General features: G+C 69.0%; 18 protein-coding genes. 16 read left to right on the forward strand and 2 right to left on the reverse strand.

Translation table 11 applies throughout. The features are described from left to right. Positions 1–57 precede the first annotated feature (57 nt). The 16 genes from RIC11_RS03145 (at position 58) to RIC11_RS03220 (ending at position 20,685) form a co-directional block, all read left to right on the forward strand. Entirely contained in the window at positions 58–477 is a 420-nt protein-coding gene (locus tag RIC11_RS03145) for a transthyretin-like family protein (protein ID WP_350208379.1), read from the forward strand. A gap of 198 nt (positions 478–675) precedes the next feature. Further along, positions 676–3,234 (forward strand): sulfatase-like hydrolase/transferase, encoded by a 2,559-nt coding sequence (locus tag RIC11_RS03150; protein WP_350208380.1) that lies wholly within the window; start codon positions 676–678, stop codon positions 3,232–3,234. Further along, on the forward strand, positions 3,231–4,673 hold the full coding sequence (locus tag RIC11_RS03155; RefSeq protein WP_350208381.1) for a sulfatase: 1,443 nt from the start codon (positions 3,231–3,233) through the stop codon (positions 4,671–4,673). The genes RIC11_RS03150 and RIC11_RS03155 overlap by 4 nt, the downstream gene beginning before the upstream one ends. A 36-nt stretch (positions 4,674–4,709) precedes the next feature. Next, the gene (locus RIC11_RS03160; RefSeq protein WP_350208382.1) at positions 4,710–4,832 is read left to right on the forward strand and encodes a hypothetical protein; all 123 of its coding nucleotides are present in this window, start codon (positions 4,710–4,712) and stop codon (positions 4,830–4,832) included. Beyond that, positions 4,829–5,974 carry an ROK family protein gene (locus RIC11_RS03165; RefSeq protein WP_350208383.1) on the forward strand — a complete coding sequence of 382 codons (1,146 nt, stop codon included), beginning with the start codon at positions 4,829–4,831 and terminating at the stop codon, positions 5,972–5,974. The genes RIC11_RS03160 and RIC11_RS03165 overlap by 4 nt, the downstream gene beginning before the upstream one ends. A gap of 24 nt (positions 5,975–5,998) precedes the next feature. Further along, entirely contained in the window at positions 5,999–8,311 is a 2,313-nt protein-coding gene (locus tag RIC11_RS03170) for a GH92 family glycosyl hydrolase (RefSeq protein ID WP_350208384.1), read from the forward strand. Positions 8,312–8,876: 565 nt separating this feature from the next. Then, entirely contained in the window at positions 8,877–9,335 is a 459-nt protein-coding gene (locus RIC11_RS03175; RefSeq protein ID WP_350208385.1) for a BLUF domain-containing protein, read from the forward strand. Positions 9,336–9,423: 88 nt separating this feature from the next. Beyond that, entirely contained in the window at positions 9,424–9,768 is a 345-nt protein-coding gene (locus RIC11_RS03180) for a hypothetical protein (RefSeq protein ID WP_350208386.1), read from the forward strand. 316 nt (positions 9,769–10,084) lie between these two features. After that, positions 10,085–11,557 (forward strand): Gfo/Idh/MocA family protein, encoded by a 1,473-nt coding sequence (locus RIC11_RS03185; RefSeq protein WP_350208387.1) that lies wholly within the window; start codon positions 10,085–10,087, stop codon positions 11,555–11,557. 332 nt (positions 11,558–11,889) lie between these two features. After that, positions 11,890–13,365: a magnesium chelatase gene (locus tag RIC11_RS03190; protein ID WP_350208388.1), complete on the forward strand. Its 1,476-nt coding sequence runs from the start codon at positions 11,890–11,892 to the stop codon at positions 13,363–13,365. A 111-nt stretch (positions 13,366–13,476) separates the two neighbouring features. Beyond that, complete coding sequence (locus RIC11_RS03195) at positions 13,477–14,097, forward strand: nitroreductase family protein (RefSeq protein ID WP_350208389.1); 621 nt, start codon at positions 13,477–13,479, stop codon at positions 14,095–14,097. Between the two features lie 99 nt (positions 14,098–14,196). Next, on the forward strand, positions 14,197–16,527 hold the full coding sequence (locus RIC11_RS03200; RefSeq protein ID WP_350208390.1) for a DUF1592 domain-containing protein: 2,331 nt from the start codon (positions 14,197–14,199) through the stop codon (positions 16,525–16,527). Between the two features lie 135 nt (positions 16,528–16,662). Further along, positions 16,663–18,012, forward strand: a complete 1,350-nt coding sequence (locus RIC11_RS03205) for a DUF1552 domain-containing protein (protein WP_350208391.1) — start codon at positions 16,663–16,665, stop codon at positions 18,010–18,012. A gap of 145 nt (positions 18,013–18,157) precedes the next feature. Next, positions 18,158–19,852 (forward strand): DUF1559 family PulG-like putative transporter, encoded by a 1,695-nt coding sequence (locus RIC11_RS03210; protein WP_350208392.1) that lies wholly within the window; start codon positions 18,158–18,160, stop codon positions 19,850–19,852. A 189-nt stretch (positions 19,853–20,041) separates the two neighbouring features. Then, positions 20,042–20,272: a hypothetical protein gene (locus RIC11_RS03215; protein ID WP_350208393.1), complete on the forward strand. Its 231-nt coding sequence runs from the start codon at positions 20,042–20,044 to the stop codon at positions 20,270–20,272. Beyond that, on the forward strand, positions 20,269–20,685 hold the full coding sequence (locus tag RIC11_RS03220) for a type II toxin-antitoxin system VapC family toxin (protein WP_350208394.1): 417 nt from the start codon (positions 20,269–20,271) through the stop codon (positions 20,683–20,685). Before RIC11_RS03215 ends, RIC11_RS03220 begins: the two co-directional genes overlap by 4 nt. A 56-nt stretch (positions 20,686–20,741) precedes the next feature. Here RIC11_RS03220 and RIC11_RS03225 read toward each other — a convergent pair whose 3' ends face one another. Next, on the reverse strand, positions 20,742–20,951 hold the full coding sequence (locus RIC11_RS03225) for a hypothetical protein (RefSeq protein ID WP_350208395.1): 210 nt from the start codon (positions 20,949–20,951) through the stop codon (positions 20,742–20,744). Positions 20,952–21,313: 362 nt separating this feature from the next. Further along, a complete protein-coding gene (trpD, locus tag RIC11_RS03230; protein WP_350208396.1) occupies positions 21,314–22,339 on the reverse strand; it encodes an anthranilate phosphoribosyltransferase in 1,026 nt (341 codons plus the stop codon). Between the last annotated feature and the right edge of the window lie 254 nt (positions 22,340–22,593).

A 22,593-nucleotide genomic window follows, 5' to 3' on the forward strand; every position in this document is an offset into this window, starting at 1 on the left:
ACCATGCGGTCTGGATCAACCGGCGTGACAGGTCGGGTCGCGGGGGCCTTGAGCTTCTTGCTCGCACTGAGTTGCGGCTGCAACAGTTCAAAGTTCGAGTTCGCCGAGGTCCGCGGCCGAGTCGTTCTCGACGGCAAACCGGTCAGCGAGGCGAAAGTCGTCTTCATGCCGACCACCATCAACGAAGACGGCGAGTCCGGGCCGTACTCTCAGGGACTGACGGACTCCGACGGACGCTACGAATTGACCACCCAGGACGAGCACGCACGCTCCGGCGCCGTCGTCGGCCGCCATCGGGTGGTCGTGAGCACCAAGCAAGCGCACCTCGCCGAGGGCGTCATGGACCGCGAGATCATCGACGTGCCCGAATCGATCCCGCGGAAGTACACCCACTACCGAGAGACACCGCTAGTTTTCGAAGTGCCGACCGGCGGCGCCGACGACGCCGATTTTTCACTCGAGTCTCCGGGCCGCTAGGCGGACTCACCGACCGACAATCCGCCGAGCCACCTCCTGATGACGTTAAAACAACGAACCGTCGGCCCCGCACCGCGCTGGCCACGATCGACCCCGCTCCGCGGTATAGCGGCCGGACTTCTCTTTTCCGTATGGGCCGCGACCGCCCCGGTCGCTAGCTGTGCGTCGGCGCCGCCGGGCCCGGCGCTGCCGAATGTCGTGATCGTGCTGGTCGACGACATGGGCTACGGCGACCCGGCCTGCTTCAACCCCGATTCGCGGATCGGCACCCCGAATCTCGACCGACTCGCCCGCAACGGCATGCGGTTCCTGGACGCCCACGCCCCGGGGCCTTTGTGCCACCTGTCACGCTACGGGCTGATCACCGGGTGCTACCCGTTTCGGACCGACGTCACTCGTTGGCCGACCGAGGCCCTGATACGCCCCGACCAAGAAACCATCGCAACCCTCGCGCGACGCGCCGGCTATCGCACCGCGATGGTCGGCAAGTGGCACCTCGGGTTCAACGAGCGCGGCTACGACCGCCCCCTACGCGGCGGTCCGGTGGACTGCGGCTTCGACACGTTCTTCGGGATCCGAGCGTCGACCGACATCCCCCCTTACTTCTACATCCGCGGTGACCGGGCGGTCGAACCGCCGACACAGCCGATCGACGACAAGTTCTCGCCCGATTGGTCACAAATACAGGGCCGCCGCCGGCTCGGCGGCAAGATCGCCCCGGGCATGCGGCTCGAGGACGTGCTCCCGACGTTCACCGACGAGGCGCTGCGAGTCATCGAAGCCCACCGCCGGCCCGATGAGCGGCGCCCGCTCATGCTCTACCTGGCGTACCCCGCCCCGCACACGCCGTGGCTCCCTTCGCCGGAGTTTCGCGGCAAGAGCGAGGTCGGCCTGTACGGCGACTTCGTCGAGATGGTCGACGCCGAAATCGGGCGGGTCGTCGGCGCGCTCCAGGAGGCCGGCCTGTGGGAGGACACCCTGACGGTCGTCACTTCCGACAACGGCCCGTGCTGGTACGACGCCGACGTCGAGCGCTTCGGCCACGACTCGGCGGGCGGACTCCGCGGCATGAAGGGCGACGCCTGGGAGGCCGGCCACCGGATGCCCTTCGTGGTCACGTGGCCGGGGGTGGTCCGAGCGGGCGCAATCTCGCGGCAGACGATCTGCTTCACCGACTTGCTCGCCACGCTCGCCGAGGTCTTCGGTGAGTCGCTCGACGACTCGGTGGCGGTCGATAGCTACAACCTGCTCCCCGAGTTGCTCGGCGTGCAGCCGACCGACCACGCGGCCCGCCCCCCGGTGGTCACCCAGGCGGGCAGCGCGCCGGAGGTTTTCGCGATCCGCGGCGGCGCATGGAAGCTCATCACCGGTTTGGGTTCCGGGGGCTTTTCCGATCCTACACGCATCGAGCCGACCGCCGGCGGCCCGAAGGGGCAGCTCTACGACCTCGACGCTGATCCCGCCGAACAGCACAACCGCTACGCCGAAGAAGAGCGCCTCGCCGACCGCGCGTTCACCGCGCTAGAGCAGACCAAGAACGAACCGGTTCCGCGGTCGGAGATGCAGCGTGCGGCGGTCGACGCCACCACGCTCCACGGCAAGGTGATGTGCGGATACCAGGGGTGGTTCAACGCTCCGGACGATGGCATGGGGCTCGGCTGGAAGCACTGGGCACGACGGGGTCGCGACCCGCTGGGACCCGGGAACGTGACCGTCGACCTCTGGCCTGACGTCAGCGAGCTGGACGCCGACGAACGGCACGCGACCGAGTTCCGACTCGCCGACGGCCGTCCCGCAGAGGTGTTCAGCAGCGTCCACCCGAAGACGATCCGCCGGCATTTCGAGTGGATGGAGCAACACACTATCGACGGCGTGTTCCTCCAACGGTTCGCGAACGGCCTCGCGAACGAGCGCCTGTTGGCGAACAAGAACCGCGTTCTCCAGGGAGTCCGGACCGCGACTCACGCCACGGGCCGTGTGTACGCCGTGATGTACGATCTCTCCGGACTCCGAGCCGGCGAGACGGCCCGCGTGACCGACGATTGGCGCACCCTCCGTGACCGGCTGCGAGTGACCGCCGACGCAACCTACCTGCATCATCGAGGCAAGCCACTGGTCGCCGTTTGGGGCGTGGGGTTCACCGACGGCGGCAAGCCGCGGGATTACTCGCTCCAGGAGTGCCGGCGGCTGGTCACCGATCTCAAGGAGCAAGGCTGTGCGGTCATGCTCGGGGTTCCGACCGGCTGGCGGAAGCTCGATCGCGACTCGATCAACGACCCACAGCTTCACGACGTTATCCGCTTAGCGGACGTGATCAGCCCGTGGACGCCGGGGCGCTACCGCGATCGCCGCGGTGTCGCAGAGCACGCCGAGGCCTACTGGGAACCCGACGGCGACTGGTGCGACGAGCACGGCGTCGACTACCTGCCGGTCGTCTTCCCGGGGTTCAGTTGGCACAACCTGAAGGGCGAGAAGCTCGACGCGATCCCTCGGGAGGGGGGACGGTTCCTCTGGTCGCAGTTCGTCGCGGCCCGCCGCGCCGGCGCCGAGATGGCCTACGTGGCGATGTTCGACGAGGTCGACGAGGGCACGGCGATCTTTAAGTGCACGAACAGCCCCCCGGTGGGCGACGGGGCGACCTTTCTCACCTACGACGGGCTCCCGAGCGACCACTACCTGTGGCTCACCGGCGAAGCCGCCCGCTTGTTCCGCGGAGAACGCCCCTTGTCGAACCGCATGCCGCAGAGGGAGCCATGACGATCGCAACCCGTCGGATCGAGGCCGCCGTTGGCGCCACGCCGTGCCGGGTGCGTCTGGCGCTGGGCGCGTTGCTGCTGGTCGGGTTGGCGGCGGCCGACGCGGTGTCGCGCCCGAACGTCGTCTTGATCGTCATCGACGACCTGCGGCCCGAACTGCACTCGTACGGCGTCGACGCGGTTCAGACGCCCAACATCGACGCGTTCGCCGAGCGGGGAGTCCGCTTCAACAACGCGTACTGCCAGTACCCGGTTTGCAATGCGAGTCGGTCTTCGTTCCTGACCGGGAAGCGGCCCGACGAGCTGGGTATCTACAGCAACGAGAAGCCGCTGCGCCGCGTCCACCCCGACCTCGTGACCTTGCCCCAAGCGTTCCGACAGGCCGGTTACCGCACGGCCGGGTTGGGCAAGGTGTTCCACCAAGGCCTCGACGAGCGCGGCGAATCGACCCTCTTCCGCGACGACCTCTCCTTCGAGCATCGGTACCGCGCCCTGGGACGCAGCCCCGCGGTCGGCAAGCAGGGCGAAGGCCGTCGCGCCGGCGACGGCAGCATCCCGTGGTGTCGCTGGCTCGCCGCCGACGGGGGCGACGCCGCGCAGCCCGACGGCATGCTCGCCGCCGAGGCGGTTTGTGTGCTCGAAGCGGCCCACAAAGAACCGTTCTTCCTGGGCGTCGGTTTCCACAAGCCACACGACCCGTTTATCGCCCCGCGTGAGTACTTCCAGCCGTACCAAACCGCGAACGTCGCCCTGCCGCGGGCGCCCGACGACCGCTCGCCGCTGTCACGCCACGCCCTGCCGCGGAGCTACGACTTTTCGATCTTCACCGATCGCGACCGCCGCGAGATCAAGCGGGCGTACCACGCCTGTGTGAGCTTCGTCGACGCCCAGGTCGGTAAGGTGCTCGATTGCTTGGATCGCCTCCAGTTGTGGGACGACACGATCGTGATCTTGATGGGCGACCACGGCTATCACCTCGGCGAGCACGGGTGGTGGAACAAGGTGACGATCTTCGAGCTTGGCGCGCGAACCCCGCTGATGGTGTGGGTCCCCGGTGCGGCGGCCGCCGGCTCCGACAGCGACGCCGTCGTCGAGTTGCTCGACCTCTACCCCACGCTGATCGACTACTGCGATTTGAGTCCGCCGCACAGGCTCTCTGGGAAGAGCCTGCGCGACGTCATCGAGGGCCGCGATGCCGGCGATCGGCACACGGCGGCTTACACCCAGGTCACACGCGGCGGGGTCGGCATGGGATACAGCGTCCGCACCGATCGCTTCCGGTTGATCCGCTGGGGGCGTGAGGGCGAGGGGGGCGTCGAGTTGTACGAACATCCCGAGGACCCCGACGAGTACTACAACCTCGCGGAATCGCCCGCGTACGCCGACCGCGTCGAACAGCTCACGGAGTTGCTGCGCGCCGGGTTCCCGTCGCTGCCTTGACACCAACCCCCAAGTTTCCCACGAGTCATCGACCGCATGGCGACCCTACGCCCTACGATCGCGACCGCCACAAGCACCGCCACAAGCTTCGCCGACATCGGCACGCTCGGCTTGTGGAACGTCCGGCGGCTCACCCTCGGCGCGCAGGAGGTCACGTGACCGCCGCCGCACCGAACGCCGCTAGGTCAGCCCCGCTGCTCGACGCGTCCGACGAGCGTGTCGTCCTCACGCTCGACGCCGGCGGCACGAATTTCGCCTTTTCTGCCCTCCAGGGCGGCCGACTTGTCGGGACACCGTGTGTGCTGCCCTCGTGCGCGGACGACCTAGACGCGAGCCTCGACAACCTCGTCGCTGGGTTCGAGCGTGTCGCCGCGTCGGTCCATGCCAGGCCGGTCGCGATCAGCTTCGCGTTCCCAGGCCCCGCTGACTTCCCGAACGGGGTCGTGTTCAACGTCGGCAACTTGCCGGCCTACCGCGATGGCGTCGCCGTAGCGGCTTTCCTGGAAGATCGCTTCGGTCTGCCAACTTTCCTGAACAACGATGGCGATCTGTTCGCCCTCGGGGAGGCCACGGCGGGCCTGCTCCCGCACGTGAACCGGCGACTCGCCGAGGCCGGCTCAACTCGCCGGTGCCGCAACCTTTTCGCGGTCACCCTGGGAACCGGACTGGGGGGCGGCGCGGTGGTGGACGGCCGCTTGCTGTCTGGTGACAACTCCGCGGCCACCGAGGTGTGGCGTCTGCCAAGCGCCCTCGCGAGCGACCGATTGGCCGAGGAAGACGCCAGCATCCGCGCGGTCCGACGCGCCTACGCAACCGAATCGAAGACCCCGCTCGACGAAGCCCCGACGCCGGCCGATATCGCCGAGATCGCCCACGGCAGGACGCCGGGGGATCGCGACGCCGCGTGCGGCGCGTTCGCGAGACTCGGCGAAGCGGTCGGCGGGACGATCGCCACCGCGACCTGTTTTCTAGACGCTCTGGTCGTGATCGGCGGCGGCCTCTCCGGGGCCGCCGACCTCTTCATGCCGGCGCTGTGCGAGAGTGTCACCGCGTCGCTCCGCGGCCCCGACGGAACCGCCGTGCCCCGCGTGCCCCACAAGGTCTTCGACCTGCGGACCGACGAGGGGCTCGCGGCCTTCGGCGCGAGCTCCGAGCACCGTGTGGCCGTCCCGCGGGGCTCACGCACGATCGCGTGCCAACCCGACGCGCGGCTCGGCGTTGGCGTTTCGCTGCTGGGAGCCAACCACGCGACGGCGGTCGGCGCCTACGCGTACGCGCTGCAACAAATCCATTCAGACTAAATCTCTCTACTCGGATCGGCTTCGATGAAACCAAAGTGCCCGCGAGTCCCGCACCCGCTCGCCGTCGCGTGCCTGTTGTCCAGCGCGGTCGGCTTAGCACAGCAAGAACGGCTCACGGCCTACGTCGATCCGTTGATCGGGTCGGACGCCCACGGTCACGTGTTTGTCGGCGCCAGCGTGCCGTTCGGCGCCGTGCAGTTGGGCCTGACGAATTTCCACCAGGGCTGGGACTGGTGCTCCGGCTACCACTACTCGGATGACGTCGCCGTGGGCTTCTCCCACACGCACTTGAGCGGCACGGGCATCCCCGACCTATGCGACGTCGTCGTGGCGCCCTTCGTCGGCAAGGTCAGCCACGCCCGGGGGACCCGGGAACGCCCCGAGGACGGCTACGCCTCGCGCTACTCGCACGACGACGAGACCGCCAAAGCGGGCTACTACGCCGTCCGCCTGATGGACGACGACATCCGAGTCGAGCTGACCGCCACCGAGCGGGTCGGCTGGCACCGCTACACCTTCCCCGAGGGCGTCGCTCCGCGAATCGCGATCGACCTGGAGTTCGAGAACGGCTCGGGGCGGGCGACGCTTACCGAGATGCGACCGGACGGCGCCGACCGGATCGTCGGCCGCCGTTTCTCCACAGGCTGGGCGGAGGACCAACGTGTCTTCTTCGCGCTGGAGGCTTCCGAGCCAATCGAGTCGGCCGCCTTCTTCCGCGGCGGCGAATCGGCGGCGGCCGACGACGCCGCCCGCCGAATCGATGCAGACGTCGCGGTGCTCTCCTTCAAGCAAGGGGTCCGCACCGTGCTGTTGAAGGTCGGCCTCTCCCCGGTCAGCGAGTCGGGCGCGCTGGAGAACGTGCGAGCCGAGGCGCCCGGGTGGGACTTCGACGCCGCGGCCGCCGCCGCCGAGGCGGCTTGGGAGCGCGAGCTGAGCGTCGTGCGGTTCGAGTCGGCCGATCGCTCGCGGATGCGGACGTTTTACACCGCTCTCTACCACACGATGATCGCGCCCGTCCTCTTCAACGACCACAACGGTGACTACCGCGGGACGGACAAGCTGGTGTACCGCGACGCGACGCACACGAACTACTCGATCTTCTCGCTGTGGGACACCTACCGGGCCGCGCACCCGTTGCTCACGTTGACCCAGCCCGATCGCGTTAAGGACATGGTGAACTCGATGCTGGCGATCAACCGTCAGCAGGGCAAACTCCCCGTTTGGCACCTGCTCGGCAACGAAACCGACACCATGGTCGGTTACCACGCCGTGCCGGTCGTCGTCGACGCCATCCTGAAGGGGATCGAGGGGATCGATGCCGAGGCGGCTTTCCAAGCTGCCAAGGCAACCGCGATGCGTGACGAGCGTGGCCTCGATCACATCAAGGAGCGTGGCTACATCCCCGCCGACGCGATGCACGAGTCGGTCGCGCTCGCGATGGAGTACGCGATCGATGACTGGTGCATCGCCCAACTGGCGAAGCACCTCGGTCACCAAGACGACTACGAGTACTTCCTGAATCGGTCGAAGCATTACGAGGCCTACTTCGATCCGGAGACCGGCTTCATGCGTGGCCGACGAGCCGACGGCTCCTGGAACACGCCCTTCGACCCATTTACCTCAAGGCATCGAGCGGACGACTACTGTGAGGGCAACGCCTGGCAGTACCTCTGGCTAGTACCGCACGATCCGGAAGGGCTCATCGGCCTCTTGGGAGGTGAGGAAGCGTTCGTAAGGCGGCTCGACGAGCTCTTCCGCCAAGACTCGACCAAGAACGCCGAGGCCTCGCTCGACATGTCGGGCTTTATCGGTCAGTACGTGCACGGCAACGAACCCAGCCACCACATCGCCTACCTCTACGCGTTCGCCGGCCAGCAATGGAAGACCGCCGCACGAGTACGGCAGATCATGGATGAGATGTATAGCGACTCGCCAGACGGGCTGTGTGGCAACGAGGACTGCGGCCAGATGTCGGCCTGGTATGTCCTTTCGGCGTTGGGCTTCTATCCCGTCGATCCGGTCGGGGGCAGGTACGTCCTCGGAAGCCCGGAGTGCGACTACGCTGAGATCGCGACGCCGGGCGGCGGCGCCTTTCAGATCCGCGTCTCCGACAATAGCCGCAAGAATCGCTTCATCCAGTCCGCACTGCTCAACGGCGTTCCCCTGCGATCGCCGGTCTTGCTTCACGACGACATCGTGAACGGTGGCGTGCTGCGTATCACCATGGGGCCGGAGCCCGGCGACCCGTTCGGCGGCGACGCTCGGGCCGCCCACGCTTGCCCGGGGCCGAGTGATCACCGCTCTGCTTCTCGCGCCCGTTCATCCGTATCCGAATGAGCCGCCCCGGGCCCATCCTGACTACCCCAGCGGTGTTGGAGCCTGTGGCCGCAGCCGTTACGCCGCGAGTCGTTTGTAGGCGATGAGTGCGCAGGCGAGTCCGACGAAGGCGTCGTAGTGCGTCGCTTTGCGGTCGCGTCGGGCGCTGACTTCCCGGTGTTATTGGACCCATGCGATCGCCCGCTCGACCGGCCAGCGGCGTTTGCCGAGCCCCGCTGGAGGGGCCCGCCCACGCCGAGGGATCTCCGCCCCGGAGGCCGCATACCCGGAAGGACCCGAAGCCGTCTTCTCGGTGACGGCGGCAAGGGTGCGGCTGACGGCGTCCACGGGTCGGCGGTAGGTGGGCTGCGGGCTGGCCCGCAGCCTGCCGGTGCGCGCGCCACGCGCCGAAGGATCTTGGCGTGTGTGACGGTTGTGGCGCGCAGGGCGTGGGGCGCCGCGGAGTCGATCGACCCGAGGGGCGGGTTTCCGCGAGCTACTCTCCTCTTGCCGGGTCGTCGGCGACCCGTGCTCCGGAGTGCCCCAACCAAGAGTTCCATCGACTCCAAGCAGCGCCCCGCCCATGATGCGAACCATGTACGTGAGCAAAGCCGAGCAGGCGTTTACGCACGGCGACCTGCAGTCGATGTGCTTCCGCTTCGCCGCCGCGAACGCACGGGTGGAGATCTCGGGCGTGCTGCTGCGGATCGGCAATTACTTTGTGCAGGTGCTCGAGGGCGAAGACGCGTTGGTTGCGGGCTTGATGAGGAAAATCAGGCGTGACCATCGGCACTCGTCCGTCACGGTCCTGTTGACGGAAGAGGCCTCCTCACGGGTGTTCGCGGAGTGGTCGATGCACGTGATCGACTGCGACCAGACCTACTACGTCGACTTGGAAGAGCTCGCCGAGCTGCGCGAGCAGATCGAAGACGTGTGTTCGGCCACTGCGAGCAAGAAAGAAGCGTTCGCGCGGCTCGTCGTCCACATGGTCGAACACGTCAGGCGACGCAGCGCCATCACTCACGCCGCGGCCGCGTCGGGTTAGGCCGCAACCCGCGGCGTCGGGCGCGGCGATCGCGCCGACGCCCAACGCCGGGGGCGCCATCCGGATCGGCTCGGGGCGGAATCGGTCCGTGCCGACGACCGTCAGCTCGTCTACCGCGCACGGGCTGGAGCGGAAGTCGTTGCAGGCGCAGGAGAACCACGACGTCCGCGCCTATTTCTTCCGCAAGCACCGCGACGAGCTCGCGCGGGCGGGGGTGGCGCACCTGTTCCTGCTCGACAGCGCCCGGCGGCGCCTGGCGACGCCCGACAGCGGCCGGGGCCCGGCGTGGCGCTTGGCCTTGGCGGCCGCGCGCGAGGCGCCGCTCTCTCGCAGGCCTTACCAGATGCTGCTGCGCGTGGCGCCCGGCTCGCGAATCGTGTCGCGTCCGTTCCGGCGTGTCTTGAGCCTCGCGTCGCGGGTGGTGAAACCGTAGCCGCCGCAGGGCTTCCTCTCGGTCGGCGCCGCCGGCCGCGGCGCGTCAGGTCTGGCGGCAGGCCCTCGCCAGAGGCCCCTCGGCGGCGGCCGCTGCCGCCCACGGCCCGCGGTCGAGCCGCCGGCGCCCTCAGCCGGATCCCTCCCGCGGCACTGGCCCCCGACGATTCGCGCCCGCATAATAGGGGTCTCCGGTGGCGGCACACCCCCCCGGGGAACTGGTATCCTGCCCGGTCGCCTATTAGGCTTGTCGCGGGGCCTTTCGGGGGCCCCGAGCCTCGCGTTGGCCGCCCTGTTCTTATTTGGAGACTCCTTCGATGAAGCCAGCTAGTCTTTCCCGCCGGGGATTCCTCGCCGCTTCTGGCGCCACCGCCGCTTCGGCCGTAGGGACTTCGGCGCTCGGAGCGGCGAGCGGATCGACGGGGCCCAACGGCCGTCTGCGGATCGGCTTCATCGGCGTTGGCGGCCGGTGCGACACGCACATCAACTCGGCGATCAAGCTGCAGAAGAACGGCGGCTCCGTCGAGTGCGCGGCCGTGTGCGACGTGTTTAGCCGCTACCGCGACGACAAGGCCGCGTGGATCGAGCGGGAGACCGGCAAGGCCGTGTCGAAGACCGGCGACTACCGCGACATCATCAACGACGACTCGATCGACGCGGTCGTCATCGCCACGCCCGACCACTGGCACGCGCGGCAGACGATCGACGCGCTCAAGGCCGGCAAGCACGTGTACTGCGAGAAGCCGATGACCCACACCGTCGACGAGGCGGTCGAGGTCTACCGCACGTGGAAGGTGTCCGGCAAGACGATGCAGGTCGGCGTGCAGAGCACGTCGCTGCCGGTCTGGGGCAAGATCAACGAGGACATCTGCGCCGGCAAGCTCGGCAAGGTGATGCAGTACCAGACCGAGTTCTTCCGCAACTCGGACATGGGCCAGTGGCGGTACTACGAGCTGACCCGCGACATGACGCCCAAGAACATCGACTGGGCCACGTTCGTCGGCCACGAAGAGGGCCTCGCCCCCGAGCAGCCCTTCGACCGCGCCCGCTTCGCCCAGTGGCGTTGCTACTGGGACTTCGGCTCGGGCCTGTACACCGACCTGTTCGTGCACCGCACGACCTCCATGCTCAAAGCCACCGGCCTGCGTTGGCCGGGCCGTGTGGTCGGCGCGGGGGGCATCTACCTCGAGTACGACGGCCGCGAGGCGCCCGACGTGGCGACCGTGGTCGCCGACTTCCCGCAGGGCGTGCAGGGCCTGGTCACGGCCACCATGTGCTGCAGCAACACGCCGATCCGGCAGATCATCCGCGGCCACTTCGGCTCGGCCGTGCTGGGGACCGGCGAGGAGTTTTCGGGCTACGACTTCGTCGCCGAGCGGCCGCAGGTCACGCACGACTCGTCGATCAAGGACGAGCGCGTCGACGTGGGCCGCCCCGAAGACACCTCCTTCGCCCACTTCAAGAACTTCGTGAAGTGCGTGAAGGAAGACACGCCCGATGAGGTCAACTGCTCGCCCGAGCTGGGCGCCGCCGCGATGGCCGTTGTGAAGCTCGGCGCGAAGAGCTACCGCGAGGGCCGCGCGTTCCACTTCAACCCCGACTCGCTCACCTACTCCGACGCCGACGAGTCGTGGGCCAAGCAGTGGGAGAAGATGTCCTACCAGGAGGCCTCGCCGAAGCACGTGCCCGGCTGGCACGCCGGCGACAAGGGCAGCAAGCTCATCCCGCCCGACTACCAGAAGCTGGCCGGCCCGTGGAAGAACGGCGAAGACCCCGCCCCGTCGGCCTGAGCCGCACTCCGATCCCAAATCGAAACGAGCGGCCCGCCTGGCTCCCAGGCGGGCCGTTTTTTGTTTAACCACGACGGACACAACGAGCACGACGCATGCTCCGCCGGGTCTGCACCCGGGTGCTCTGCGAGCCGGGGTGGGACGGCGACCGGAAGAGCCGTCACGTTTGGACCCGCGAGGGCAGCCGTCGTGTCCTTCGTGCCCGTCGTGGTTCTCATGCTTCAGGGCTGGGCTAAACGCGTGCTAGGCATCGGGCGACTCGCCGGCGAGGGGGCGTCCCCTATAGTAGGGCTCACCCCGCGACCCGCCTGCCTCCCTTCCCGCCCGGCCCGATGCCTGTTGACCTCTCGCACCCGCCCCGCACGCTCGCCGAACTCCGCAACGCCGGCTGGCGCAGCAAGACCGTCAAGCAAGAAGTCCACGACAACTTCCTCGCTCGCTTGAAGTCCGGCGAGGAGCTGTTCCCCGGCATCGTCGGCTACGACGACACGGTCGTCCCCGAGCTCTGCATCGCGCTGCTGGCGCAGCACGACCTGCTGTTCCTCGGCGAGAAGGGCCAGGCGAAGAGCCGGCTGATGCGGCGCCTGGTCGACTTCCTCGACCCGGCGATCCCGTACCTGGACGACCGCAAGATCCCGCTGCACGACGACCCCTTCCGCCCGATCACCAGCCGCGGCCGCATGCTGGTCAACGGCACGCCGGCCGACGACGTGCCGATCGCGTGGTGGCGGCGCGAGGACCGCTACGCCGAGCGCCTGGCGCCGGGCACCAAGTTCGCCGACATCATCGGCGAGATCGACCCGGCGATGCTCGCCGCCGGGGTGAGCATGGGCGCCGAGGAGGCGCTCCACTTCGGGCTCATCCCGCGGATGCACCGCGGCTTGTTCGCGATGAACGAGCTGCCGGAGCTCGACGAGCTGGTGCAGGTTGGCCTGTTCAACATTCTCGAAGAACGCGACGTGCAGATCCGCGGCTACCCGGTGAAGTTCGACATCGACGTGATGATCCTCTTCAGCGCGAACCCGGCCACCTACAACCGCTCCGGCAAGGTGATCCCGCAGCTCAAGGACCGCATCGGATCGATCATCCACACGCACTACCCGCTGGAACGCGCGCTGGGGGTGGAGATCCTGGAGCAAGAGGTGGACTCCATTGCGGATCCGGGATTGCGGGATGCGGATTCTGACCAGGGAACTCCGCAATCGGAAACCCGAGATCCGCAACCGGTCGTCGTTCCCTTCTTCATGAAGGAGCTGGTCGAGGAGATCAGCCGCGCGGCGCGCGAATCGAAGTACGTCGACCACGAGTCGGGCGTGTCGGCGCGGCTGTCGATCGCCAACTACCGCACGATGATCGCGTCGGCGCGGCGCCGCGCGGCGGTCCTTGGCGAGTCGCCCGCCGTGCCGCGGATCAGCGACCTGGGGCACCTGTACGCCAGCAGCCTCGGCAAGCTCGAGCTGGACCTGATGGGCTCGCACCAGATGAGCGAGCGTCAGGTGCTCGACGCGGTCATCGCCGAGGCGATCGCCACGGTGTTCTCCGAGTACGTCGACGAGCACGGCCTGGCGGAGATCGCCGAGGTCTTTTCGCAGGGCGTGAAGATCGAGGTCGGCGACATGCTCCCGTCGCGCCACTACGCCGAGCTGCTCCAGCGTGTCCCGCCCGCGTGGGACAAGGCCTTCGAGGTGAACGCGTCGGAGGACGCCGCCGTGCGGGCCAGCTGCGTCGAGTTCGTGCTGGCCGGCCTGTACGCCACCGACCGCATCAGCCGCAGCCAATCGCACGGGCGGATCATGTACGAGACTTGATTCTCCTCCGAATCGTGCGAGCACCCGCGAATGGAAAAGCGCGGGCAGAGCTCGGCTGCTTGTTCGTGTTCGTTCGCATCGTTTGTGGGCCAACCCAATCCGGGGCATAGCGTGGACACCCTCACCGCCATCCGCGAGCGCCGCAGCGTCAAGAACTACGACCCGAACTTCGCGATCCCCGAGGAGCAGCTGCGGCAGTTGCTCGACCTGGCGCTGCTGTCGCCGACCTCGTTCAACATCCAGAATTGGCGGTTCGTCGTCGTGCGCGACGCTCAGCAGAAAAAGCAGCTCCGCGCCGCCGCGTGGGATCAAGCGCAGGTGACCGACGCGTCGGTCGCCATCGTGATCTGCGGCGATCCCCGCTCGTGGGCCAAGGAGCCCGAGCGCTACTGGCGCAACGCGCCGGAGTCGGCCCGGGAACAGATCGTGCCGATGATCCGGCAGTTCTACCAGTCGCGCGGCGAGCAGGTGCAGCACGACGAGCTGATGCGCTCCGCCGGGATCGCCGGCCAGACGATCATGCTCGCCGCCAAGGCGATGGGTTATGACTCGTGCCCGATGATCGGCTTCGACCCCGACCAGGTCGCCAATATCATCGGTCTTCCCGACGGGCACGAGATCGCCTTTATGGTCGTCGTCGGCAAAGCGACCCAGCCGGCGCAGCCCCGGGGCGGGCAATTAGACAAGTCGGAAGTCGTTTTCTTCGACCGGTTTCCCGCCGCCAACGGGTGAGAGCGGTGTGGGGAGTCCCCCCTGCAGGGTTTGCTATGCGGCAACCCGAGTGAGTAAGGTTTCCGTAGCGAATCACGCCCGAGCCCGCTCCGGAGTGCGATGCGACCCGAGACCTTACGAATCTGGCTGCTATCAATTGCGCTGGCGCCCGCCGGCGTCGGCGCCGCCGCGGAGGGTGCGCCCAGCGGCGCCGAGCTGTTCGCCGCCCAGTGCGCCGATTGCCACGGCGAGAAAGGGCAGGGGACCGACTACTACAGCTCGCCGCTGGTAGGCGACCTGCCGGTGCGCGAGCTCGCGCGGGTCATTTCGGACACGATGCCCGAGGGCGACCCGGCCGCTTGCGTCGGCCCCGAGGCCGAAGCCATCGCCCGCTACGCGCACCAGGCGTTCTACTCGCCGATCGCCCAGGCGCGCAACGCGCCGCCGCGCCGCGAGCTGTCGCGGCTGACGGTGCGGCAGTACCGGCAGACGCTGGCCGACCTGGTCGCCGAGTTCCGCGGCCACGGCCGGTGGACCGACGAGCGGGGCGTGAAGGCGCACTTTCGCACCAAGGTGAACACCGGCTCGGTCGCCGAGCCGCGCGACCTGCGCTTGCCGCGGATCGACTTCCGGCTCACGCAACTCGACGAGTTGCCGGACGCTTTCCGCGACCCCAACGCAGAGGGCAAGGAAGAGTTCGGCAACACGCGGATCGACGTGCACGTCGACATCAACGGATCGCTCCTCGCGCCGGTCACAGGCGACTACGAGTTCATCGCGCGCACCCGCAACGGCGTGCGTGTGAGCGTCAACGACCGGGAGCTGATCGACGGATCGGTACGCTCCGACGACGAGCCGGAGCTACGCGGCGCGGCGACGCTCGTCGGCGGGCGGGTGTACCGGCTGCGGGTGTCGGCCACCCGGATCCGCGAGGCCGACCTCGAGCTCGCGCTCGCTTGGAAGCCTCCGGGGTGCGTCGAGGAGCTGATCCCGGCGCGTTACCTGTCGCCGCGGTGGAGCCCGGCGGTGCACGTCACCGCGACGCCCTTCCCGGACGACGACCGGAGCGTCGGCTACGTGCGCGGCGCGGCGATCTCCGCCGGCTGGGACGAGTCCGCCACCAACGCCGCACTCGAAGCGACCGACGCGATCCTCGCCGACCTGCCGCAGTTGGCCGGCGTAGAGCGCGGCGAGGAGCTCACGGCCGACGGCGCCAGGGACTTCTGCCGCCGGCTGGCCGAGCGAGCCTTCCGCCGCCCGTTGACCGACCAAGAGCAGCAGCGGCTCGTCGATCGCCACTTCGCCGACGACAGCGACCAAGACCCGCGGCCGTTCACCGAGGCGGCCGAGCTCGCGCTGCTCTCGACGCTGAAGAACCCGATGTTCCTCTACCCCGAGGTCGCCCTGCTCGGCGCGACGCCGTCGGAGCGCAACGCGGCCCGCTTGGCCTTGTACCTGTGGGACGGCTTGCCGGACCAGGCGCTCCGCGAGGCCGCCGCGCGGGGCGAGCTGGCCGACGCCGCGCAGCTCCGCCGGCACGCCGAGCGGATGCGCGACGACCTCCGCGCCCGCTCCAAGCTCGACGACTTCTTCCGCGCGTGGCTGAAGCTGGACCACGTGGACAACCTGTCGCGCGACCCCGAGGCGTTCCCCGACTTCAACGAGCGCGTAGCGGCCGACATGCTCGCGTCGCTCGAGCGGCTGATCGAAGAGGTCGTGTGGCGCGGCGACGGCGACCTGCGCACGCTCTTCCTCACCGAAGACCTGTACGTCAACCGCCGGCTGGCGGCGTTCCTCGGCGTGGAGGCCGACTTCGACGTCGACGACCCCGCCGCCCACGGCGACGACTTCTTCGTCAAAGCGCCGCGCGACACCCACCTCCGCGCCGGCGTGGTCACGCACCCGCTGCTGGTGACCGCGTTCTCCTACTACAGCGAGCCGTCGCCGATCCACCGGGGCGTGTTCCTCGCCCGCAACGTGCTCGGCCGCCGGCTCAAGCCACCCCCCGAGGCGGTCGCCCCCCTCGCGCCGGAGCTCGCCCCCGACCTGAGCGTCCGCGAGCGCGTCACGCTGCAGACCAGCCCGGGGCAGTGCCAGGCGTGCCACGTGCTGATTAACGACCTGGGGTTCACGCTCGAGCACTTCGACGCGGTCGGCCGCTACCGCCCGACCGACCTCGACAAGCCGGTCGACTCCAGCGGCGGCTACATCGCCACCGACGGCAGCGAGGTGCGCCTGGACGACGCGCGCGAGCTGGCCTACTTCCTGGCCGGCTCGGACGACGTGCACCGCTCGTTCGTCAAGCAACTTTTCCGCCACCTGACGAAGCAGCCGATCGAGGCCTACGGCCCCGAGACCGAGGCCCGCCTGCTCGAGGGCTTCCGCAACAGCGGGTTCCAGATCCCGTGGCTCTTGGCCGAAGCCGCCACGGTCGCCGCCCTGGCCGAGTGAATCAAGGTCGGGCACGGGCTGGCCAGCCGCTTTGAAACCTACCACCGAGGCACGGAGCACACGGAGCGAATCAAGAAGGACCAACGACCAAGCCGCTCCGTGGATAATCCGAACAATCGCAAGCGAGAATCGACCATGACCCATCGCCTGTCGTACGCCAGCCGCCGCGAGTTCCTCCGCGCGGCCGGCGTCGCGCCGGTCGCGTTGCCGTTCCTGCAGGGGCTGCCCGCGCTGGCGGGCGTCGAGCCGGCGCCGCCCCGGCAGCGGCTGATCGTCGTGTTCAGCCCGAACGGCACGATCCCCAAGCACTTCTGGCCCGAACCGGGCCCCCTCGCCGAGGCCGACGCGCTGCCCGAGATCCTCCAGCCGCTCGCCCCGTTCCGAGACCGCACGCTGCTGCTCAAGGGCCTCAACAACCAGATCCGGGGCGACGGCGACGGCCACATGCGCGGCATCGGCTGCCTGCTCACCGGCATCGAGCTGCTGCCCGGCAACGTGCAAGGCGGGTCGGACACCCCCGCCGGCTGGTCCAGCGGGATGTCGATCGACCAACACCTCCGCGGGTTCCTCCAGGCGCGGCCCGACTGCCAGACGCGGTTCGGCTCGCTCGAGTTCGGCGTGGTCGTGCCCAACCGCGCGAACACCTGGACCCGCATGGTCTACGCCGGCGCGAACAAGCCGCTCGCGCCGATCGACGACCCCTACCAGATGCTCGCCAAGCTGTACGGCGACACGCGCGACCGCGAGTCGCTCCGCTCGGTGCTCGGCAGCGTGCAGGAAGAGTTCCGCCGCGTGAGCGACCTGGTGGGCGAGCACGACCGCCGCGTGCTCCAGGAGAACGCCCAGTTCGTCCACGACATGCACCTCCGCTTGGAGGCCGAGCAGGACACGGCCGAACTGGACCACCCCGTGCCGGACCTCGAGCCGGGCGTGGGGGAGTCCGACGAGAACATGCCGAAGATCAGCCGCATGCAGATCGAGCTGATGGTCAACGCGCTGGCGTGCGACTTCACACGCGTCGCGACGCTGCAGTACACGCAGTCCGTCGGCGGCGCGCGGATGCGGTGGCTCGACGTCCAGGAGGGCCACCACGAGCTGTCCCACAAGCCCGACGCCGACGCGGAGGCCGTCGCCAAGCTCACCCGCATCAACCGCTGGTACGCCGGCGAGATCGCCCACCTGGCCAAGCGGCTCGACGAGACCCCCGAGCCCGGCGGCGACGGCACGCTGCTGGACAACACGCTGATCGTGTGGACCAACGAGCTCGGCAAGGGCAACAACCACACCCGCGACGACATCCCGTTCCTCCTCGTCGGCGGGCGCAACCCGCGCACGTGGAACGTGAGCGGCGGCCGGGCGATCGACTTCGGCGGCGTGCCCCACAACCGCCTGCTGATGTGGCTCGCCGGCGCCTACGGCGACGACCTCCAGAGCTTCGGCAACCCCGACTTCTGCGGCGACGGCGCGCTAACCGGGCTGGGGTAGCGTGGCCGGTGGCGGCTGGGTCAGTGGTCAGTGGTCAGTGGTCAGGCGATTAGCCGACAGCCGACAGCCACCTTCCCCCCACCCGGCGGCGGTCTTCGGTTAAACTGCCCGCGTCCCCCCCCGCAGAACCCTGGGCGACCCCGCAATGGCCCCGCAGCGATCCTGTGCTTGGCGCGTCGTGCTGAGCGTTAGCGTCTGGCTCTCTCCGATTGCCGCGGCGAAGGCCGAGCCCCCGTCGGCCGCGGCGGCGCTGACGCCGCGGAGCGTGGCGGCGGTCACCGTGCGACTCGCCGACGCGTTGCGGACCGAAGTCGCCGAGCCCTGGCCGATCGAGGTGGCCGCCGCGGCGAGCGAAGAGTTCCTCGGCGTGGGCGTCGAGTCGATCGAGCGGGTGACCGTCATCGCCGAGCCCCCCGCCGGGCCGCTGCCGCTGTGGGCGATGGTCGTCCACACGTCGGCCCAGGTGTCGCTCGACCAGCTCGACCCGCGCCTGACCGCGCACACGACCCCCTCGGAGCTCGAGGGCCGCCCGTTCCTCGAGAGCCAGCAAGCCTTCCTGCCGAGCTTCTGCACGCTCGACGAGGGCACGCTCGCGGTCGGCGCCAAGGCGGTGCTCCGCCGGCTGCTCAAGCCCCGCGCCGACGCAGGGGCGCCCGACACAGGGGAGCCCGAAGCAGGGGAGCCCCCGCTCGCGTCGGCCATGCGCACGCTCGGCGGCGACCAGAACCACCTGCACGGCGCGGTGATCCTCGAGCCGCTCCGCCCGCTGATCCAACTCGGCCTCAACCAGGCCCGCGGCGATATCCCGCCCGAGGGGCAGAAGTACCTCGGAGCGGTCGACCTCGTCAGCGGCGCGGTCGTCGCGGTCGACCTGGCGGGCGAGCGCGAGTCGTCGCTGACCGTGTACGCGAACGACGCGCGCGACGGCGACCGACTGGAGGGGCTGATCCTCGCGGCGATCGATAAGCTGCGCGCCAACATGTTCGGCAGCGAGGAGTTCCAGGAACTCGCGGGCAGCGACGACCCTATCCAACGAGCGATGGCAGAGTACTCGATTCGCTCTTTTGAGCGGCAAGTAGCGAGGTTCACGCCGCGGCGCGACGACGACCGAGTGTTCCTTATTGGCGAAATGAACGTCGCCGAGCCCGACGCGGCCGTTTATGCAGCGAGCCTCGGTCTGCTTGTCGCCCTGCTGCTGCCCGCCGTGCAAGCCGCGCGTGAAGCGGCCCGACGCAACGTGTCGATGAGCAACATGAAGCAAATCCTCCTCGCTCTGCACAACCACCACGACACCGACGGGGCGTTCCCTCCCCAAGCGATCCGCGGCGCCGACCGCGCGCCGCTGCTGAGCTGGCGGGTCGCTATCCTGCCGTACATCGAAGAGCAAGCCCTCTACGACCGGTTTCACCTCGACGAGCCGTGGGACAGCCCCCACAACCTAGCGCTGCTGTCCCAGATGCCCGAGACGCTCATCGACCCGTCGTCGGGGCTCGACATCACCGAAGGAAAGACCCACTACCTCGCCGTCGCGGGGAGCGACACGCTCTTCCCGCCCGGCGAGAACGGCCTGCAATTCCGCAGCATGACCGACGGCACGGCGAAGACCCTCGCCGTCGTCCAGGTCGACGACGAACACGCCGTCGAGTGGACGAAGCCTGCCGATTACGACGTCGCGGCCCACGCGGCCGACCCGGTCGCGGGCATCGGCTCGCTGCACCCCGGCGTCTTTCTGGGGGGGTACGCCGACGGCCACGTCAGCGCCATCCCGCTAGACATCGACCCCGCAACCTTGAAGGCCCTCTTCACACGCAACGGCGGCGAGCAAGTCGAGGCGCCCTAGCCCGTAGGCCAGAACGAGCGCAGCCCCGGTCGGGCAGGCGCGCCGTTTTGCGCCGGACCGGCGCTGGGCTTGGTCCGGTCTACACCGACCTAACGGCACGTCGGGCCGAGGGCTTACGCAACGTCCTGTGAGGCGGAGTCAACCCACCCGAGCTTGACGCTCCCAGCCGATGCTGGCGAGGATAGGGGCATGAAGGAAGTCCACATTTCCGATGAACTCTACGACGCAATCGCGGCGACCGGAGGCGACGTCAGCGCCTTCATCGAGCGTGCCGGGAAGCAAGCAATTCAGAGACGAAGCGCGTCGGACCGTAGCTTCGACGTGCACGCCGTGCGGGAACGGTTTCGCGCACTCGAGGGCATGTTCGGTGGAGCAACTCTGAAAGAGGTCTTGGCCGATCGAAAGTTGGGGCGCGAATGAAGCCGCTGGTGATCGGTGTCTCTGCGATCTTGCCACTGGCGTTCCCCGACGAGGAGCAGCGTTACGCCGAGCGAGTCCTGGACGAGCTCGGCCGAGTCGGCGGCGCCGTCCCGTCGATCTTCTGGTACGAGCTCTGGAACGTGCTCTGGACCAACATGGCCAAGCGGAACCGCATCGATTGGGAGAAAGCGATCGATTTCCTCGCCGCAGTCGATAGCTTTCGTCTCGTCACGGCTCCGCTCGCGGATCCGCGGGCTCTCCTCGATCTAGCCGTCGCGACGCGAGTGACGGCCTACGACGCCGCCTATCTCGAATTGGCAAGACGCGACGGCCTTCGGCTCGCGACCCTCGACGCCGGCCTGATTAGCGCGGCCAAATCGTCTGGTCTAGTTGACATCTATAGCGACGCATGAGCCGCAGCAGCCAATGCGCCGGCCCGACCCATCGCTCAGTCCAGCCTATGGCCGCCCTACCTGGGGCGTGCGGCGTTCGGCGCCCGCACGGCGATCGGCGCCGGCTGCAGGCCCATCAGCCGGGCCAGCCGCATCTGCATCTGGAAGGCCTCGATCCGGCGGCGCCGGCGCTCCCGGGCGGTCCAGTCGCTCCGGACCTCTTCGCAAGTCCGGCGGAGGCGGCGATGGGCGAGGGCGGCGGCGCGCTTGGTTGCGGCGATGGGCATGTCGGGGTGTGCTCCGTCAACAGACGCTGTTCGAGGGGGAATCCGAGGCAAGTGGAGCCCGGCCAAACCCCGGCCGACTCCCTGTTCCGGAGCCTGATACGCCGCGAGCCGCCCAAAGGTTCAGCAGATCGGTCGGCCGCCTAGCCCGTCGGGGGGGCACGGCCCGCCACGTGGCCGACGTTTCTCTAGATGACCGACCGCAAGCGTGAGTTCGCCCGACGCTAGCGCGTGCGGCTCAAGCGCTGCGCTGCCGGTGGCGCCGGGGCTCTCCCCGGGCTGACGCCCTGGGGCTCGCTTCTCTCGGGGCTCTCCCCGGGCTGACGCCCTGGGGCTCCCTTCCCTCGTCCCTCACCCCTCACCCCTCAAGCCTCCTGGTGCGACCGCTCGGCTAGCTTCGCCAGCAGCTCGGCGGCCGCTCCGGAGTCGATCGCCGCGGCGGCGCGGCGGGCCGCTTCGCGGGGCTCGTCGCACTCGCCGGCGGCCACCAGCGCGGCGGCCGCGTTGAGCACCACGATCGTGCGCGGCGAGCCGGGCTCCCCCTTGAGCACCTTGCGGATGACGATCGCGCTGTGCACGGGGCTCTCGACCTCCAGGCCCGTCGTGCCGCTCCGCTCCAGGCCGAAGTCCTCGGGCGTCCAGCGGTACTCCCGCGTGCCCCCGGGCGTGACGTCCGACACGTTCGTGACGCCGCTGATGGTGACGTCGCCCAGGCCGTCCTCGCCGCTGACGACCAGCGTCCGCTCGGTCCCGAGCTTGCTGATCGCGCCGGCCAGCAGCGTGCGCAGGTGGGGCAGGCCGGCGCCGAGGAGCTGGCGCGTCGCGCCGGCGGGGTTCGCCAGCGGGCCCAGCACGTTGAAGATCGTGCGTGTGCCGAGCCGCTTCCGCACCGCCGAGACTCGCTTCATCGACGGGTGCATCAGCGGCGCGTAGCAGAAGCACAGGCCGAGCTCGTCGAGGCAGGCCTCGACCTGCGCGACGCCCGCGTCGATGTTCACGCCGAGCTCCGCCAGCACGTCGGCCGATCCGGTGCGGCTGGTCACGCTGCGGTTGCCGTGCTTGGCGACCGCCGCGCCGGCCGCCGCCGCGACGATCGCCGCGGTGGTGCTCACGTTGAAGGTCTTCGAGCCGCCGCCGCCGGTGCCGCACGTGTCGACCACGCGCGGCCGCGACGTGCGGATCGGCGTCATGTGTTCGCGGAGCGCCAGCGCGGCGCCGGCCACCTCGTCGACGGTCTCTCCCTTGGCCGCGAGCAGCGTCAGCAGCCGCGCGATATCGGCCTCGCCCACGCGGCCGGCCATGACCTCGCCCAGCACGTCGCGCATCTGCTCGACAGACAGCCCCTGGCCCGCCGAGAGCCGGTCGAGCGTGTCGCGGACCACGAGAGTCATGCTGCAAAGCGGGCGGGCGGGACGCCGCGCTGGGGAGGAAACCGCATTGCGGCGCGGCGGGCGGTGCGGGATAACCCGTGAAGGATAAGCCGGCGCCCACCCGCCCGCCAGGATGCGAGGCGCCGCGCGCTCTTCGGAGCGGGACCCGGCGGGCCAGCGACCGGGGTGAGTACAAAGGGGAAAGGGGAAAGGGGAATGCGGAAAGTGGAATGAACGAGTCGCTTGCGCGGCTTTCCCCTTTCCCCTTTCCGCAT

Origin of the sequence: Botrimarina sp. (assembly GCF_040219535.1) — a bacterium.
In the GTDB taxonomy this organism is placed as follows: domain Bacteria; phylum Planctomycetota; class Planctomycetia; order Pirellulales; family Lacipirellulaceae; genus Botrimarina.